We start from the raw sequence: 15,337 nt of genomic DNA, 5'->3' as shown, positions 1-15,337 counted from the left end.
CCTGCGACTGCTGCCAAAGGGCATCCAGGCGGATCCGCTCGGCCATCGCCCGCATGCCGCCCACATCGCCCAGCCGCCCCAGCAACTCCACCTGCGCCGCGCCGGCCAGGGCCTCCAGCTGCGGCAGGCTCTCCTCGAAGGCCAGCTGCCGCGCCTCCTGCAGCAGCGCCATCGCACGCTCGGCATGGCCCAGCGCGAACTCGCACAGCGCCGCTTCGACATGGCTGCCGTTGAGCACCTCCAGCAGCCGGATCGGCGAGGCCGGCACGCCGTCGAAATGCTCGCGCGCCGCGGCCAGCTCGCCGCGCAGGTAGGCCACGTGGCCCAGCAGCACCTGCACCAGCTGGCTCAGCGAGCCCTGGCGGTAGTTGAGGAAGTTGGCGTCCTGCTGCAGCGAGAGGCGGATGTGCCGGTCGGCCCGGGCCAGTTCGCCCTGGGCCAGCGCGGTGCGCGCGTGATACAGCGAGATCCACGGGCTGTTGCCGCCGTAGGCGCCGTGGGCGTAGATCGCCTCCATCTCGCGCACCCGGCGCTCGCAGCGCTCGATCGGGCCGTAGCGGTGCAGGAAGTAGATCTCGATCGGCACGGTGCAGGCGATCAGCCGCTCGTCGTCGGCGCCGTGCGCCCGGGCCAGGCGCAGGCCCTGGTCCAGCACCGACCAGGGCGAGAAGCGCAGGCTCTGCGCCGACGCATGGATCTGCATCGTGCAGCGGACGATCTCCAGGTCGAAGCGGGCCGGGTCCTCGGGCCCGGTGTCGGCCTCGCGGATCTGCTGCTCCAGCCGCTCGAACTCGGGCCACAGGCCGGTCGTGCCGCCCTCCAGCGCCAGCTGCATCATCTGGATCAGGCGCAGCCGCGGCCGGCGGCGGATCACCGCATCGGGCAACTGCTCCAGCAGCAGGCGCAGCCGCACCGCGCCCTCGGTCGCGACGAGCCGGAACGCGCCGGCGGCCTCGATCAGGTCCGCGCCCAGGTCCAGCCGCCCGCCGGCCACCGCATGGGCCACCGCCTCGTGCAGCTCCCCGCGGCCGGCCAGGTGGCGGGCCGCGCGCAGGTGCAGCGCGGCGCTGCGGCCCGGCGAGGCCACCTCCAGTGCGTCGATCAGGTAGTCGCGCAGCAGCGGATGCAGGCGGGCCGACCAGTTCTCCTCGTCCACCACCACCACCGGCCGGATGCGCGCCAGCTGCCGGATCAGCGAGAGGCTGTCCTCGCGCTCGCGCAGCGCGTTGGCCGCGGCCACGTCCACCCGCTCCAGCACCGACACCTCGCCCAGGAACTCCAGCAGCGGCGCCGGCAGCGTGGCCAGCACCTCGTTGGCCAGGTAGTCGAAGATCTGCCGGCGCGGGATCTTGATCGGCGCGCTGGCGTCGGCGCGGCCCAGCGCCGGCGGCACGGCGGCGCCGCCGTCGGCCCGCAGCCGGGCCAGCTGCAGCGCGAAAGGCCATCCGTCGGCATAACTCGTCATCTGAGCGGCAGCCTGCTCGCTCAGCGTGCCGGCCAGCAGGCTCATCGCCTCCTCGCGGTTGAAGCGCAGCAGCTCGGCGTCCACCAGGCGCAGCTTGCCGGCCAGCTGCAGCCGGGTCAGGTGGTGGTGCGGCATCTCGCGGCTGGCCAGCACGATGCGCAGGTGCGCCGGCGCCACGCGGGCGAGCTGCTCGACGATGCCGTCCACCTCGGGGCCGGTGGCGCGCTCGAAGTCGTCGATGCAGACCAGCAGCGGCACCGCCAGCGCTGCCAGCCGCTCGACCAGCACCGGCTGCGGCGCCGGGCCCTGGCCGAGCTCGCAGCGGGCCAGCGCGGCGGCCAGGTTGTCGGCGAACATCGCCGGCTCCTTGTCGCGCTCGTCGCAGTTGAGCCAGGCCACCTGCTCGCCGCCGGCCCGCGCCTGGGCGGCCAATTGCGCCAGCACCGTGGTCTTGCCGAAGCCGGCCGGCGCGCTCAGCAGCGTGAGCCGGGCCGAGGCCGGCGGCGCCGCCTGCAGCTGGTCCATCACCCGCTGGCGCCAAAGCGCCTCGTCCACGTCGACGATCGGCGCGAAGCGCAGGTTCAGGAAGGAGGACGGGGCTGCCATGACTGCAAATTGTGCATGCCGCGCCACCGCCGCCGGGGGAGCGGGTTTGCCCCATCACCCGATTCTCCGCCCCGCATCCCCCGCCGCCTGCGTTGTGGCCGATCGCCCCGGAATCCAGACTGCAAGGCATCCAAACCGCAAGCCGGAGTTCTCGCATGTCGTCGCCCTCTCGTGCACCCCGCCTCTGTCCACTCGCCCAGGCCGTACTGGTCCTGATGGCCGCCGGCCCCGCCCTCGCCCAGGAGGCCGCGCCGCCCGCCGATGGCAGCAAGCTGGAGACCGTCATCGTCAGCTCCCAGCGCCGGCTGGAGCCGCTGCAGGAGGTGCCGGTGGCGGTGAAGGCCTTCTCGGCCAGGCAGATCGACGCGATGGGCATCACCAGCACGCAGGACTTCGTGAACCTGACGCCGAACATGTCCTTCGACAACAGCTTCACCTACGGCAACTCCTTCATCGTGCTGCGCGGCGTCACGCAGATCAACAACGCCGATTCGCCGGTGGCGGTCGTCGTCGACGGCGTGCCCCAGAACAACCAGAAGCAGCTCAAGATGAACCTGTTCGACATCGAACGGATCGAGGTGCTGAAGGGCCCGCAGGGCGCGCTGTACGGCCGCAACGCGATCGGCGGCGCGATCAATATCGAGACCAAGCCGCCCGGCAACCAGCTGGAGGGCTTCGTCGGCATGGAGCTGGGCAACGGCGGCAAGCGCGAGCTCTCGGCCGGCGTCAGCGGCGCGCTGAAGGAGGACGTGGCGCTGTTCCGCATCGTCGGCCAGACCCTGCACAGCGACGGCCTGCTGCAGAACACCTACCTGAACCGCAAGATCGACGGCGTCGACCACGACAACTCGCTGCGCGCCAAGCTGCTGCTGCGGCCCAGCAGCGATGTGCAGATCGACCTGCGCGCCAGCACCATCGACTTCAAGGCCGGCGCCACCTGGGACAGCATCGTCGCCAGCGGGAATCCCGGTGACATCACCCAGCCCGTCGAGAACATCTTCGGCAAGACCACCGGCAAGACGAACGACTTCAGCGCCAAGGTCGAGGCCGATCTCGCCATCGGCACGCTGACCGCGATCACCGGCTACACCCGGCTGCGCGAGAGCTACCGCGGCGACCTGGACTTCAGCAACCCGACGGCCCTGCCCGGCGGCTTCCTGGGCTTCGGCTTCCAGGCCGGCCAGGGCCAGGACCTGAAGGTGCGCATGGCCAGCCAGGAGCTGCGCCTGACCTCCAAGGCCAGCCAGGCGCTGCGCTGGATCGCCGGCGTCTACTACCTGGACACGAAGCGCGAGCTGGAGACCCGCGCCTTCATCGACACCGACGGCTCGCTGGGCCAGTACGACGACCCCACCAAGGTCATCATCGACAACAGCGAGAGCAACCACAACAAGGCCTCGGCCGTGTTCGGCCAGCTCGACTACGACTTCAGGAAAGACCTGACCCTCTCCACCGCGCTGCGCTACGACCGCGACGAGCGCCACCAGACCGACCTGATCCACGGCGGCGTCCGCGAGGCCAGCTACAGCAAGTGGCAGCCCAAGGGCACGCTGACCTACAAGTTGAACCGCGACGAGCTGGTCTACGGCACGCTGAGCACCGGCTTCCGCTCCGGCGGCTTCAACGCGCCGGGCCAGGCCGACTTCAAGCCCGAGACGCTGACCAACGCCGAGCTGGGCGTGAAGACCATGCTGATGGACGGCCGGCTGCAGCTCAATGCCGCCGTCTTCGCCTCGCGCTCGAAGAACTTCCAGTTCTTCTACGTGGACGTGTCGCAGGGCGCGCAGGTGATCTCCAACATCGACAAGGTGGACCTGAAGGGCCTGGACCTGGACTTCCGCTTCCTGCCGATGAAGGGGCTGGAGTTCGACGGCGGCCTCGGCATCACCGACAGCACGATCAAGAAGGACACGGCAGAACCCGGCGCGGTCGGCAATCACACGCCGAAGAACGTGCCCTTCAAGGTCAACCTGGGCGCGCAGTATGCGCAGCCGGTGGCCGCCGGCATCGAGGGCACGATCCGCCTCGACTACGAGCATCGCGACAAGAAGTACTGGCACCCGGACAACGTCAACGTCTCGCCGGCACTGGACCTGTGGGGCCTGCGCGTGGGGCTGCGCGGTGCGAAGGACCGCTGGTCGGTCGCGCTGGTCGGCAAGAACCTGGCGAACAAGCGCTACTACGCCGACTACAACGCCGGCAAGTACGGCGGGCTGCCCTACGACCTGGGCTCGCTGGCGGTAGGGCGAACCTATGGGATCGAGGCCAAGTGGCGTTTCGAGTGAATGAGCGATTGAAGTGGGAGCAGCAGCAATGATTCGAGTAGGCATTGACGTCGGGGGCACCAACACCGACGCCGTCGTGATGCGGGGCCGCGAGGTCCTGCATGGATTGAAGACCGCCACCACGGCGGACGTGATGGGTGGCGTCGTCAAGGCGCTGCGCGAAGTGATCGCCGGCGCGGGCATCGACAAGCGCGAGATCGGCGCGGTGATGATCGGCACCACGCAGTTCACCAACGCCATCGTCGAGCGCCGCAAGCTGGCGCCGGTGGGCATCATCCGCCTGGGCCTGCCGGCCACCCGTGGCCTGCCGCCGGGCTGCGACTGGCCCGAGGACATGATCGGCGCGGTGAAACTGCATGCGCGGCTGGCCCAGGGCGGCTACGAGTACGACGGGCAGTTGCTGGGCACGCCGGACGCCGAGGAGATTCGGCGTTATGCCAAGGAGTTCGCCGCGGCCGGCCTGAAGGACATCGCGATCTCCTGCGCCTTCTCGATTCTCAACGACGAGCAGGAACGCAACGCCGCCGCCGTGGTGCGCGGGGTGATCCCCGATGCGCGCATCACGCTGTCCTCGCAGATCGGCCGCCTGGGCCTGCTGGAACGCGAGAACGCGGCGATCCTGAATGCCTGCCTGGGTCCGCTCGGTCTCGAGGTTATCGCCGCCTTCCGCAACGCGCTGGCCGAGAGCGGCATCACCGCACCCTTCTACCTGACGCAGAACGACGGCACGCTGATGGCGGCCGAACAGGCGGCGCGCTTCCCGATCCTGACCGTCGCCTCCGGCCCGACCAACTCGATGCGCGGCGCGGCCTTTCTCTCGGGGCTGAAGGACGCGATCGTCGTCGACATCGGCGGCACCACCTCCGACGTCGGCGTGCTGCAGGCCGGCTTCCCGCGCCAGGCCGGCGTGGCGGTGGAGGTGGGCGGCGTGCGGACCAACTTCCGCATGCCCGACGTCTACAGCATGGGCCTGGGCGGCGGCTCGCGGGTGGCGGCCGACTACTCGGCGCTGGGCCCGCAGAGCGTGGGCTATGCGATCCACACCGAGGCGCTGGTGTTCGGCGGCAGGACCGTGACCGCCACCGACATCGCCGTGGCCGCCGGTGTCGCGAAGCTGGGCAATGCGAGCAAGGTCGCGCAGCTCCCCGCCGAAGGCGTCAACATCGCCTACGAGCGCCTGCAGCAGATGGTTTTCAACGCCGTCGAGCGCATGCGCACCTCGGCCGAGCCGCTGCCGGTGATCGTGGTCGGCGGCGGCTCGATCCTGCTGCGCCAGGAGCTGAAGGGCCAGACCATCGTGATCCCGCCGCACTTCGGCTGCGCCAATGCGGTGGGCGCGGCGATGGCCCAGGTCAGTGGCGAGGTGGACCGCGTCGTGCGGCTGGACGACGTGCCGCGCGACGAGGCGATCGCCCAGGTGCGCGCCGACGCCGAGGCCCGCGCGGTGCAGGCCGGCGCCGACCCGGCCACGCTGGCGGTGATCGACATCGAGGACGTGGCCCTGGCCTATATCGGCGGCAACGCGACGCGCATCCGCGTGCGCGTCGTCGGCGACCTGAACGAGAACTCGAAGGATTTCGCAGCATGAGCATCACCCTGATCGACGTGAAGGACCTGGACGCCATCGCCATCGGCGCGGCGCTGTACGGCACCGGCGGCGGCGGCGACCCGCACATCGGCAAGCTGCTGGCGCAGCGCTCGATCCGCGAGCACGGCCCGACGAAGCTGATCACGCTGGACGAGCTGAAGGACGACGACCTGCTGATCTCGGTGGCGATGATCGGCGCGCCCGCGGTGATGCTGGAGCGCCTGGCCGAGACCGCCCCGCTGATCGCCGCGCTGCGCGAGCTGGAGGCCAAGCTGGGCCGCAAGGCCACCGCGCTGTTCTCGGCCGAGGTGGGCGGGCTGAACTCGGTGATCCCCTTCAGCGTGGCCACCGAGCTGGGCCTGCCGCTGGTGGACGCCGACACGATGGGTCGCGCCTTCCCGAAGCTGGAGATGACCTTGTGTACGCTGCAGGGCATCGCCGCGGTGCCGCTGGCGCTGGCCGACGAGAAGGGCAACCGGCTGCTGATGGACACGATCGACAACGCTCACTTGGAGCGTTATGTCCGCTCGATCACGATGGACATGGGCGGCTCCTGCTACTCGGCGCTGTATTCGATGACGGTGGCGCAGGCGAAGAAGAGCCTGGTGCAGGGCTCGATCTCGATGACCCAGCGCGCCGGCAAGGCGCTGTTCGAGGCCCGCGCGCGGCATCTGGACCCGGTCGCCGAGCTGGTCCGCGTGACCGGCGGCCACTGCCTGTTCAAGGGCAAGGTGACCGACCTGCAGCGCACGATCGACGGCCGCTGGAGCAAGGGCGAGGCGGCCATCGCCGGCCTGGACGAGCACGAGGGCCGGCGGGCCACCCTGCTCTACCAGAACGAGTTCCTGATGGCCCGCAGCGGCGACCGCGTGCTGGCCAGCACGCCGGACCTGATCTGCACCGTGGACATGGAGACCGGCGAGCCGATCACCGCCGAGCAGATCCGCTACGGCCTGCGCATCGCGGTGCTGGGCCTGCCCAGCGTGCCCGAATGGCGCTCGCCGGCGGCCATCAAGCTGGTCGGGCCGCGGGCCTTCGGCTACGAGGTGGACTTCCAGCCGGTCGAGCAACTGGCGATGGACAACCGGTGAAGCCCATGACGACACGCATCAAGGTCATCACCCCGATCATCACCGAGGGCCTGCGCGACCTGGCCGACCTGCGCGCGCTGGAGCACGACGGGTTGCGGCTCGAACACACGCTGCTGGCAGAAGGCCCATCGTCCATCGAATCGGCGTTCGAGGAGATGCTGGCCGCGCCCGGCACCGTGGCCGCCGCGCTGCAAGCCGAGGCGCAAGGGTGCGATGCGGTGATCATCGACTGCTTCGGCGACCCGGGCCTGCAGGCGGCGCGGGAGATGCTGACGAAGATCCCCGCCTTCGGCCCCGGCGAGTGCAGCATGCATGCCGCCGCGATGCTGGGCCAGCGCTTCACCATCGTCACCGTCGTGCCCGGCGTCATGAGCATGCTGACCGAACTGGCCCACCGCTACGGCCTGGCCGGCAAGCTCGCCTCCATCCGCGTGATCGACATCCCGGTGCTGGCGCTGCACGGCGACATGGGCGCACTGCAGCGCGCGATGGGCGAGCAGGCGGCGCGCGCCGTGCGCGAGGACGGCGCGGACGTGATCGTGCTGGGCTGCACCGGCTTCCTCGGCTGCGCCGAGGTGGTGGAGGCGGAACTGGCCAAGGCCGGCATCGTCGGCGTGCCGGTGATCGATCCGATCCCGGTGACCGTCAACATGGCCCACGCGCTGTGCCGCAGCGGGCTCTCGCACAGCAAGCGTGGCTGGAGCGCGCCGGCGCGCAAGCCGATCGGCGGCTTCGCTGCCTTGCAGGCAACGCTGAGGTAACGGGTTATGCAGACGCACGAACAAAAGCCGGTCGGCGCCTGGCGCATCATCCTGATCCTGCTGGCGGTGATGATCGCCCTGCCCGCCTTCGTGATGGGCGCCGAGATCGGTTTCGCCTTCGGCGCCAGGCCCGGGCTGGCCGTCTGCCTGATGGGCGGCGCGGTGCTGGGCGGGCTGGCAGCGCTCACGGGCGCGGCCGGCGCGCAACGCCGCTGCACCACCTACGAGCTGATCGGCGAGGCCTTCGGCCCGCAGGGCGCGAAGCTGACCAATGCGGTGCTGGGCATCAGCGTGCTGGGCTGGTACGGGGTGATGGCGACGATGCTGGGCCATGCGCTGGCCGGCATGGGGCCGGGTCTTGCATCGCAGCCGCTGTGGCTGCTGTCGCTGGCCGGTTGCGTGCTGACCACCGTGACCGCGATGGTGGGCTTTCGCGCGCTGAACTGGCTCTCCACGCTGACCACGCCGCTGAAGATCGGGCTGCTGGCCTGGACCTTCGGGGCGGCGCTCTCCGGCGGCAACAAGTCCGCTGCGTTGTGGAGTTATGCGCCGGCCGCGGCCACGCCGCTGGGCACCGGCGTCTCGATGGTGGTGGGCGGCCTGATCGTCGGCGCGGTGCTGACGCCGGACGTCTGCCGCTTCGCCGTTTCTCCGAAGCGCGCCGCGCTGGGCGCGGGCCTCGCCTACGGCCTGGGCTTCCCGCTGGTGCTGATCCTGTCGGGCACGCCCAGCCTGGTCAGCGGGGAGAAGGACATGATCCGCATCATGCTGGCGCTGGGCCTCGGCCTGCCGGCGATGCTGACCGTCGTGCTGACCGCCTGGTCGACCAACACCTTCAACCTCTACTCGGCCACGCTGATCGGCCAGACGCTGGCGCCGCGCGTGCCGAGCTGGCGGCTGGCGCTGCTGGCCGGCGTGGTGGGTACGGCGGCGGGCCTGGGCGGCATCAGCGAGATGCTGCTGCCCTACCTGCTATGGCTCAGCATCACGATCCCGCCGATCGCCGGGATCTACCTGGTGCATGTGGCGATGGCCGGGAAGGACCGCGCACCGGCCACCGGCTGGCGGCCCGAAGCCATCGCCGCCTGGGTGATCGGCAGCGCCTGGGCCGCGCTGGCCCCGCGCTGGGGCTGGGCGCTGACACCGGTGGCGGCCATCGATGCGCTGGGCATCAGTGCGGCCGCCTTCGCTGCGCTGTCGCGGCTCAGGTCTTTCCGCTCAGGCTCTTCACCAGGTCCAGTGTCTGCGAGCAGATCGAGTCGCGGTTCGGCCGGCCCTTGATCGTGTCGTAGAAGGCATCGCCCTCCTTGCGGCCCGCGGCGAACACCTGCTCGATATTGATGCCCAGGCTCGCGTAGGTGGCCTCGCCGCCCTTGGTGTCGGCGTCAAAACGGGCCTTGTAGGCCTTCAGCGTGTCGGCCGAGGCGCCGCAGTGCTGGGCCACCTGATAGGTGCGGCCGGACTGCATGCCGCCGGCGACGATCGTGTCCTTCATGCTGGGCCCGCCCAGCTGGGCATGGGCGCTGCCGAAGGCCAGCAGGGCAAGAAGAAGGGGCGGCAGGGTCAGACGGATCATGGGCGAGGCTCTCCTGGGCTAACGCTGGTTTTCAGCGGAGTCGGGACCGGGCAAATTGTTGGCCCGCCGTCACAGCGGCGCTTGTGGTGTCTTCACTTTCGCAGGCCGGAAATGTAAGCAGCCGTAGCCGGCCTTACAGTCTGGCCCTTCATGGATCTACGCACCCTCCTCATCGCCCAGACCTGCGCTCTGGGCGCCACCGCCGTCATGCTGTGGATCGCCCGCAGCGACACCGACCGCCGCAACGGCCTGCGCACCTGGATGCTGGCCGTCACCAGCCAGGCCATCGCCTACCTGCTGCTGGCCAACGCCGGGCGGCTGCCGGTGCTGGCCAGCGCGCTGCTCGGCAACCTGCTGGGCGCGCTCAGCGTGGCGCTGTTCTTCGTGGCGATCCGGCAGTTCCTGGGCATGGCCTACAGCGTGGTGCGCCTGGCCGCGATGGTGGGGCTGGTGACGGTCGTGGCCACCGCGGCCGGCTCCGAATACGTCGGCGCCACGATCTTCAACGGCTTCGCCTACGGCGTGATGGAGCTGCTCAACGGTCGCGCACTCTGGCGCTCGCCGCCGGCCGGGCTGGCGCGCGTGCAGCGCCTGGTGGCCGGCGCCTGCCTGGCGATGGGCACGCTGCTGCCGGCCCGGGCGCTTGCCCTCGCGCTGGCGCGCAGCGATGCCGACTACCTCAACATGCCGCTGACCTGGCAGCAGCCGATCTATGTGTTCGGCTTCCTCTACATCATCGTGACCAACCTCGGTTTCCTGCAGATGTGCAAGATGCGCGCGGAGGCCGAGGTGAGGCAGCAGGCGATGACCGACGGCCTGACCGGCGTGGGCAACCGCCGCGCGCTGGACGGCGCGCTCGATGCCGAGTTGGCCCTGGCGGCGCGCAGCGCCCAGCCCTTCTCGGTGGTGATGGTGGACATCGACCACTTCAAGTCCATCAACGACCGCTTCGGCCACCGCGCCGGCGATGCCTCGCTGGCGGCCTTTGCCGAGCGACTGCGCAGCGGCCTGCGGGCGCAGGACCGGGCCTTCCGCTATGGCGGCGAGGAGTTCTGCGTGCTGCTGCCCCACACCGACACCGCCGGCGCGAAGACCATGGCCGAGCGCCTGCACCGCCAGGTCGCCCTGCCCGACCAGGCCGGCATGCCGGCTCAGGCGGCCAGCGTGGGCGTGACCGCCTGGCAGCCCGGCGACAGCGCCGACACCCTGCTGGGCCGCGCCGACCAGGCGCTGTACCGCGCCAAGGCGCAGGGACGCGATCGCGTCGAGATCGGCTGAGCCACGCCCGTGCGGTCAGTGAAACCTCGCCGTTAGCTTGGGACACACGGACACAGCCCTGCGGTGAGACACTGCCCGCTCGCCGACCTGGAGCGCGCGCCGATGAATCATCACAAGCCCGAGATCGCGACGACGGACAGCCGCATCGTCTACCGCAACCGCTGGATGACCGTGCGCGAGGACAAGATCGTCCGCGCCGACGGCCAGCCCGGCATCTACGGCGTGGTCGAGAAGCGCGACTTCGCCGCCATCGTCGCGGTGCAGGAGGGTCAGGTCTGGCTGGTCGAGCAGTTCCGCTATCCGGTCGGCCGGCGCTTCTGGGAGTTCCCGCAGGGTTCCTGGGAAGACACCGACGTCGACCCGCTGACGCTGGCTCGCGCCGAACTGCGCGAGGAGACCGGCCTGACGGCGCAGACGATGATCCACGCTGGCCGCCTGTTCGAAGCCTACGGCTACTCGAGCCAGGCCTTCGACCTGTTCTACGCCACCGGGCTGAACCAGGGCGAGCGCGAGCTGGACGCCGAGGAACAGGGCCTGATCGCCCGGCCCTTCGCCATCGCCGAGCTGGAAACGATGATTGCCGAAGGGGCCATCATGGATGTGACCACGGTGGCGGCCTTCGGGATGTTGCGGCTCAAGGGCCTGATTTAGGCCGGCGTCGAATCACGCAGGCGCTTGACCTCGTCGTGATTCGCCTTGGCGCCAGCCATCTGGCGCTCCACCAGTTGCCGCACCTCGGGCGTCAGCTCGGCCTTCAGCGCCTTGCGGTAGCGGGCCAGCGCGGAATCCTCGCCGCGTTCGGCCTCGTCGAGGATGCGGCGGTCGGAGTCGGGCGTCAGCGCGTCCTTGACGCTGATCCAGCCGCGGTGCAGCGCGCCCAGCGCGGTGCCCCCTTCGGCAGGCTCGCCGCCCAGGCGGGTGACCATCGATTGCAGCTCGATGGCGGCATTGCGGCATTCCTGCGCGCGGCGGCGCAGCGTGCCCTGCAGCGCGGACGACTGCACGCGCTTGGCGCATTCCTCGAAACCGTATTCGCCGTCCTTGGCGTTCTCGATCAGGTCGTTCAACGCGTCGATCGACTCGTCGGTCATCGTGTGGGTGCTCATTCGGAAGCTCCTTTGTTACTGCGGTACAACGAGCTTCCATGGTCGACGCTGGGCGCCGCCGGGGCCGTCGGAGAACGGCCTGTCCCCGCGTAGGAACTCAGGCGATGAGCAGCGCCGCTTCGATTTCCGACAGCTCCGCGGCACTGAACGGCGCGGCCTGGACCGCCCCCACCGCATCGTCGATCTGCGAGACGCGGCTGGCGCCGATCAGCACCGAAGTCATGCCCGAATGACGCAGCACCCAGGCCAGCGCCATCTGTGCGAGCTTCTGGCCGCGGGCGCGGGCGATCGCGTTCAGGCGCTCGATCGTGGCGAGCTTGGCCGGCGTCACGTCCGCGGCCTTCAGGAAGTGGCCACGGGCGGCGCGCGAGTCCGCGGGTATGTCACCGGACAGATACTTGTCGGTCAACAACCCCTGCGCCAGCGGCGAGAAGGCGATGCAGCCGATGCCCTCCTCCGCCAGCGCGGGCAGCAGCTCGGGCTCGATCCAGCGGTCCAGCAGGCTGTAGCGCGGCTGGTGGATCAGGCAGGGCGTGCCCAGGCGCTTGAGGATGGCCGAGGCCTCGCGCAGCTTCGCGGCGGGGTAGTTGGACAGGCCCGCGTACAGCGCCTTGCCGCTGCGCACGATGTGGTCCAGCGCCGCCATCGTCTCCTCCAGCGGCGTATCGGGGTCGGGCCGGTGGTGGTAGAAGATGTCCACGTAGTCGATGCCCATGCGCTTGAGGCTCTGGTCCAGGCTGGACACCAGGTACTTGCGCGAACCCCATTCGCCATAGGGGCCGGGCCACATCAGGTAGCCGGCCTTGCTGGAGATCAGCAGTTCGTCGCGGTAGGCGCCCAGGCCGTTCTTGAGGATCTGGCCGAACACCGTCTCGGCGGAGCCGGGCGGCGGGCCGTAGTTGTTGGCCAGGTCGAAGTGGGTGATGCCATGGTCGAAGGCATGGCGCACCAGCTGCTCGGCGGTATCGAAGCGGTCCACATGGCCGAAGTTGTGCCACAGGCCCAGCGAGACGGCCGGCAGCTTCAGGCCGCTGCGCCCGCAGCGGCGGTAGGGCATGGACTCGTAGCGGGATTCGGAAGCGGTGTAGCTCATAGCGAAGAGGCGCCCTCGGAGGCGTGGCAGACGTAGATGGTGGCGGGCTCGCCGCCGGGCGCGCGGTATTGCGCGGCGATGGCCTCGCGGGCGGGCGCCACCAGCTCGTGCGGCAGCAGCGCGACGACGCAGCCGCCGAAGCCGCCGCCGGTCATGCGCACGCCGCCGGCCTCGCCGATGACGGCCTTGACGATCTCGACCAGGCGGTCGATCGGCGGCACGGTGATCGCGAAGTCATCGCGCATCGAGACGTGCGATTCAGCCATCAGCCGGCCGAGCGTCGCCACGTCGTTGGCGGCCAGCGCGGCGGAGGCATCCAGCGTGCGCTGGTTCTCGGTCACGACGTGCCGCGCGCGTTTCAGCGTCAGCGCATCGAGCCCGGCCGCGCCGGCTTCCAGCGCCGCCAGGTCCAGGTCGCGCAGCGCCCTGACGCCGTAGTGCGCCGCGGCGGCCTCGCACTGGCGGCGGCGGGTGTTGTACTCGCTGTCCACCAGGCCGCGCTTGACGTTGGAGTTGATGATCATGACCGCCAGGTTCGACGGCATCGGCACCGGCTTCGCATCCAGCGAACGGCAGTCGATCAGCAGCGCATGGCCCTCGCTGCCGCGGGCCGAGATCAGCTGGTCCATGATGCCGCAGTTGCAGCCGACGAACTTGTTCTCGGCCTCCTGGCTCAGCAGCGCCATCTCGTTGGGGCTGAGCGTGTCGCCCAGGTCCATCAGCGTCTTGAAGGCTTGCGAGACGCAGACCTCCAGCGAGGCCGATGACGACAGGCCCGCGCCCTGCGGCACGTCGCCGGCGACGGCCAGGTCCACGCCCTTCAGCGGGAAGCCGCGCTGCAGCAGCATCTTGACGACGCCGCGCACGTAGTTGGCCCAGAGCGCATCGTCACGGGCGACGATGGGCTGGTCGAGGCGGAACTCGTCGACGGCGTTGCCGTAGTCGGCGGCGCAGACGCGGACCGTCATGTCCTCGCGCCGCGAGCCGGCGATCACCGTGCCGTAGTCGATCGCGCAGGGCAGCACGAAGCCGTCGTTGTAGTCGGTGTGCTCGCCGATCAGGTTGACCCGGCCCGGGGCCTGGACGAAGGCCTGCGGCGCGACGCCGAAGGCGGTCTGGAACGCAGCGGCGCTGCGCTCGGCTAATGCGTTATTCATGCGGAGGCTTGTTCGCGGTAATGAAGTTCACTGACGGCGCGCAGCTGCGCGGCCGCCTGCTCGGGGGTCAGGTCTCGCTGGGCCTCGGCCAGCATCTCGAAGCCGACCATGAACTTGCGCACGCTGGCCGAGCGCAGCAGCGGCGGGTAGAAGTGGGCGTGGAGCTGCCAGGGCTCGGTCGGAGAACCGTCGAATGGCGCGCCGTGCCAGCCCATCGAGTACGGGAACGAGCACTTGAACAGGTTGTCATAGCGCGAGGTTAATCGCTTAAGCGCCAGGGCCAAATCAGCGCGCTGTGCGGCGGTCAACTGCGGCAGGCGCTGCACCGGGAAGCGCGGCAGCAGCAGGGTCTCGAAGGGCCAGGTAGCCCAGAACGGGACCACGGCCAGCCAGTGCTCGGTCTGCACGACGACACGCTCCTGCGCCGCGGCCTCGCGCTCGGCCACGTCCAGCAGCAGCGGGCGGCCGTGTGCGCTGAAGTAACGCGTTTGCTCGACGGCTTCCACGGCCGGCTCGTTGGGCACGTAGCTCGTCGCCCAGACCTGGCCGTGCGGATGCGGGTTCGAGCAGCCCATCATCTGGCCCTTGTTCTCGAACACCTGGACCCAGGCATGGCGCTGCGAGAGCTCCTCGGTCTGCGCGCACCAGGTGTCGATGACGCCGACGATCTCGGTCGGGCTCAGCTCCGGCAGCGTGCGGGCATGGTCGGGCGAGAAGCAGATGACGCGGCTGGTGCCGCGGGCGTCCACCGTCTCGAACAGCGGATCGGTGGCCGGCGGCGCGGGCGGCGCATCGCCCTGCAGCGCCGCGAAATCGTTGGTGAAGACGAAGGTGCCGGTGTAGGCCGGATTGGTCTCGCCGGTGACGCGCTTGTTGCCGGCGCAGAGGTAGCAAGTCGGGTCGTAACGCGGACGTTCAGCGGTATCGGGACTCTCCTGCTGGCCCTGCCAGGGGCGCTTGGCCCGGTGCGGGGAGACCAGCACCCACTGGCCGGTCAGCGGGTTGCGGCGGCGGTGCGAATGTTCGGTCGGATCGAATGAACTCATGCTCGCTTGGGCTGTGGTTTTCCATCAAAGAACCAGCCGCAAGTTTCGTCGCAAAACCGGCCGCGACGCAGGCGCACCGAAAAATATAGTCTGACTATCTCGCCGGCGCGGGGTCCAGCACCCGGTCCAGCAGCCGCTGCTCCAGCGCACCGAATTCCGCATCCCGGCGGCGCGGCCGCGGCAGCGCCACCGGCTCGTCCAGCGCGATCCGGCCGTCCTCGATCAGCAGCACGCGGTCGGCCAGGGCCACCGCCTCGGCCACGTCGTGGGTCACCAGCACCGCGG

Annotated in this window: 13 protein-coding genes and 1 pseudogene; 7 read left to right on the top strand and 7 right to left on the bottom strand. The window is 70.0% G+C overall.

Annotated elements, in window-relative coordinates; genetic code table 11:
• On the bottom strand, positions 1-2,071 hold a 2,071-nt coding region (locus B0W88_RS33770), incomplete at its 3' end, for a hypothetical protein (protein WP_077036730.1).
• A gap of 215 nt (positions 2,072-2,286) precedes the next feature.
• Here B0W88_RS33770 and B0W88_RS21775 point away from each other — a divergent pair.
• Genes B0W88_RS21775 through B0W88_RS21755 form a run of 5 tightly spaced genes read left to right on the top strand, consistent with a single transcriptional unit; the run spans position 2,287 to position 9,077 of the window.
• The gene (locus tag B0W88_RS21775) at positions 2,287-4,356 is read left to right on the top strand and encodes a TonB-dependent receptor (RefSeq protein WP_077036729.1); all 2,070 of its coding nucleotides are present in this window, start codon (positions 2,287-2,289) and stop codon (positions 4,354-4,356) included.
• 28 nt (positions 4,357-4,384) lie between these two features.
• Complete coding sequence (locus B0W88_RS21770) at positions 4,385-5,944, top strand: hydantoinase/oxoprolinase N-terminal domain-containing protein (protein WP_077036728.1); 1,560 nt, start codon at positions 4,385-4,387, stop codon at positions 5,942-5,944.
• Positions 5,941-7,035, top strand: coding sequence for a DUF917 domain-containing protein (locus B0W88_RS21765; protein ID WP_077036727.1), 1,095 nt, complete (start codon positions 5,941-5,943; stop codon positions 7,033-7,035). Before B0W88_RS21770 ends, B0W88_RS21765 begins: the two co-directional genes overlap by 4 nt.
• A gap of 5 nt (positions 7,036-7,040) precedes the next feature.
• The gene (locus tag B0W88_RS21760; RefSeq protein WP_077036726.1) at positions 7,041-7,796 is read left to right on the top strand and encodes an aspartate/glutamate racemase family protein; all 756 of its coding nucleotides are present in this window, start codon (positions 7,041-7,043) and stop codon (positions 7,794-7,796) included.
• 6 nt (positions 7,797-7,802) lie between these two features.
• Complete coding sequence (locus tag B0W88_RS21755; protein ID WP_077036725.1) at positions 7,803-9,077, top strand: cytosine permease; 1,275 nt, start codon at positions 7,803-7,805, stop codon at positions 9,075-9,077.
• Here B0W88_RS21755 and B0W88_RS21750 read toward each other — a convergent pair.
• Positions 9,001-9,372, bottom strand: a complete 372-nt coding sequence (locus tag B0W88_RS21750; RefSeq protein ID WP_077036724.1) for a hypothetical protein — start codon at positions 9,370-9,372, stop codon at positions 9,001-9,003. The genes B0W88_RS21755 and B0W88_RS21750 overlap by 77 nt on opposite strands.
• A gap of 150 nt (positions 9,373-9,522) precedes the next feature.
• Here B0W88_RS21750 and B0W88_RS21745 point away from each other — a divergent pair, with 150 nt between their 5' ends.
• Positions 9,523-10,650 carry a GGDEF domain-containing protein gene (locus B0W88_RS21745; RefSeq protein ID WP_077036723.1) on the top strand — a complete coding sequence of 376 codons (1,128 nt, stop codon included), beginning with the start codon at positions 9,523-9,525 and terminating at the stop codon, positions 10,648-10,650.
• A gap of 102 nt (positions 10,651-10,752) precedes the next feature.
• The gene (locus tag B0W88_RS21740) at positions 10,753-11,301 is read left to right on the top strand and encodes an NUDIX hydrolase (RefSeq protein ID WP_077036722.1); all 549 of its coding nucleotides are present in this window, start codon (positions 10,753-10,755) and stop codon (positions 11,299-11,301) included.
• Here the strand turns inward: B0W88_RS21740 and B0W88_RS21735 are convergent.
• The 5 genes and pseudogenes from B0W88_RS21735 to B0W88_RS21715 form a co-directional block, all read right to left on the bottom strand.
• Positions 11,298-11,756: a PA2169 family four-helix-bundle protein gene (locus B0W88_RS21735; protein ID WP_233151798.1), complete on the bottom strand. Its 459-nt coding sequence runs from the start codon at positions 11,754-11,756 to the stop codon at positions 11,298-11,300. The two genes, B0W88_RS21740 and B0W88_RS21735, sit on opposite strands and share 4 nt — an antisense overlap.
• A gap of 97 nt (positions 11,757-11,853) precedes the next feature.
• Positions 11,854-12,849 carry an aldo/keto reductase gene (locus B0W88_RS21730; RefSeq protein ID WP_077036721.1) on the bottom strand — a complete coding sequence of 332 codons (996 nt, stop codon included), beginning with the start codon at positions 12,847-12,849 and terminating at the stop codon, positions 11,854-11,856.
• Positions 12,846-14,006 carry a galactokinase gene (gene galK, locus B0W88_RS21725; protein WP_077036720.1) on the bottom strand — a complete coding sequence of 387 codons (1,161 nt, stop codon included), beginning with the start codon at positions 14,004-14,006 and terminating at the stop codon, positions 12,846-12,848. The genes B0W88_RS21730 and galK overlap by 4 nt, the downstream gene beginning before the upstream one ends.
• A complete protein-coding gene (locus B0W88_RS21720; RefSeq protein ID WP_077036719.1) occupies positions 14,003-15,052 on the bottom strand; it encodes a UDP-glucose--hexose-1-phosphate uridylyltransferase in 1,050 nt (349 codons plus the stop codon). Before B0W88_RS21720 ends, galK begins: the two co-directional genes overlap by 4 nt.
• 94 nt (positions 15,053-15,146) lie before the next feature.
• Positions 15,147-15,337: pseudogene (locus B0W88_RS21715) on the bottom strand (aliphatic sulfonate ABC transporter ATP-binding protein); the annotation flags it as partial.

The organism is Pelomonas sp. KK5 (genome assembly GCF_001984095.1).
GTDB lineage: Bacteria > Pseudomonadota > Gammaproteobacteria > Burkholderiales > Burkholderiaceae_C > KK5.
The sequence above is the reverse complement of the archived record's forward strand: the minus strand, read 5'-3'. Positions and strand labels throughout refer to the sequence as shown.

What these genes read in the sequence shown, in the direction of transcription:
- B0W88_RS21730 (WP_077036721.1), bottom strand. Translation starts at nt 12,849, where the DNA reads ATGAGCTACACCGCTTCCGAATCCCGCTACGAGTCCATGCCCTACCGC.
- galK (WP_077036720.1), bottom strand. Translation starts at nt 14,006, where the DNA reads ATGAATAACGCATTAGCCGAGCGCAGCGCCGCTGCGTTCCAGACCGCC.
- B0W88_RS21750 (WP_077036724.1), bottom strand. Translation starts at nt 9,372, where the DNA reads ATGATCCGTCTGACCCTGCCGCCCCTTCTTCTTGCCCTGCTGGCCTTC.
- B0W88_RS21720 (WP_077036719.1), bottom strand. Translation starts at nt 15,052, where the DNA reads ATGAGTTCATTCGATCCGACCGAACATTCGCACCGCCGCCGCAACCCG.
- B0W88_RS21755 (WP_077036725.1), top strand. Translation starts at nt 7,803, where the DNA reads ATGCAGACGCACGAACAAAAGCCGGTCGGCGCCTGGCGCATCATCCTG.
- B0W88_RS21765 (WP_077036727.1), top strand. Translation starts at nt 5,941, where the DNA reads ATGAGCATCACCCTGATCGACGTGAAGGACCTGGACGCCATCGCCATC.
- B0W88_RS21760 (WP_077036726.1), top strand. Translation starts at nt 7,041, where the DNA reads ATGACGACACGCATCAAGGTCATCACCCCGATCATCACCGAGGGCCTG.
- B0W88_RS21770 (WP_077036728.1), top strand. Translation starts at nt 4,385, where the DNA reads ATGATTCGAGTAGGCATTGACGTCGGGGGCACCAACACCGACGCCGTC.
- B0W88_RS21775 (WP_077036729.1), top strand. Translation starts at nt 2,287, where the DNA reads ATGGCCGCCGGCCCCGCCCTCGCCCAGGAGGCCGCGCCGCCCGCCGAT.
- B0W88_RS21745 (WP_077036723.1), top strand. Translation starts at nt 9,523, where the DNA reads ATGGATCTACGCACCCTCCTCATCGCCCAGACCTGCGCTCTGGGCGCC.
- B0W88_RS21740 (WP_077036722.1), top strand. Translation starts at nt 10,753, where the DNA reads ATGAATCATCACAAGCCCGAGATCGCGACGACGGACAGCCGCATCGTC.
- B0W88_RS21735 (WP_233151798.1), bottom strand. Translation starts at nt 11,756, where the DNA reads ATGAGCACCCACACGATGACCGACGAGTCGATCGACGCGTTGAACGAC.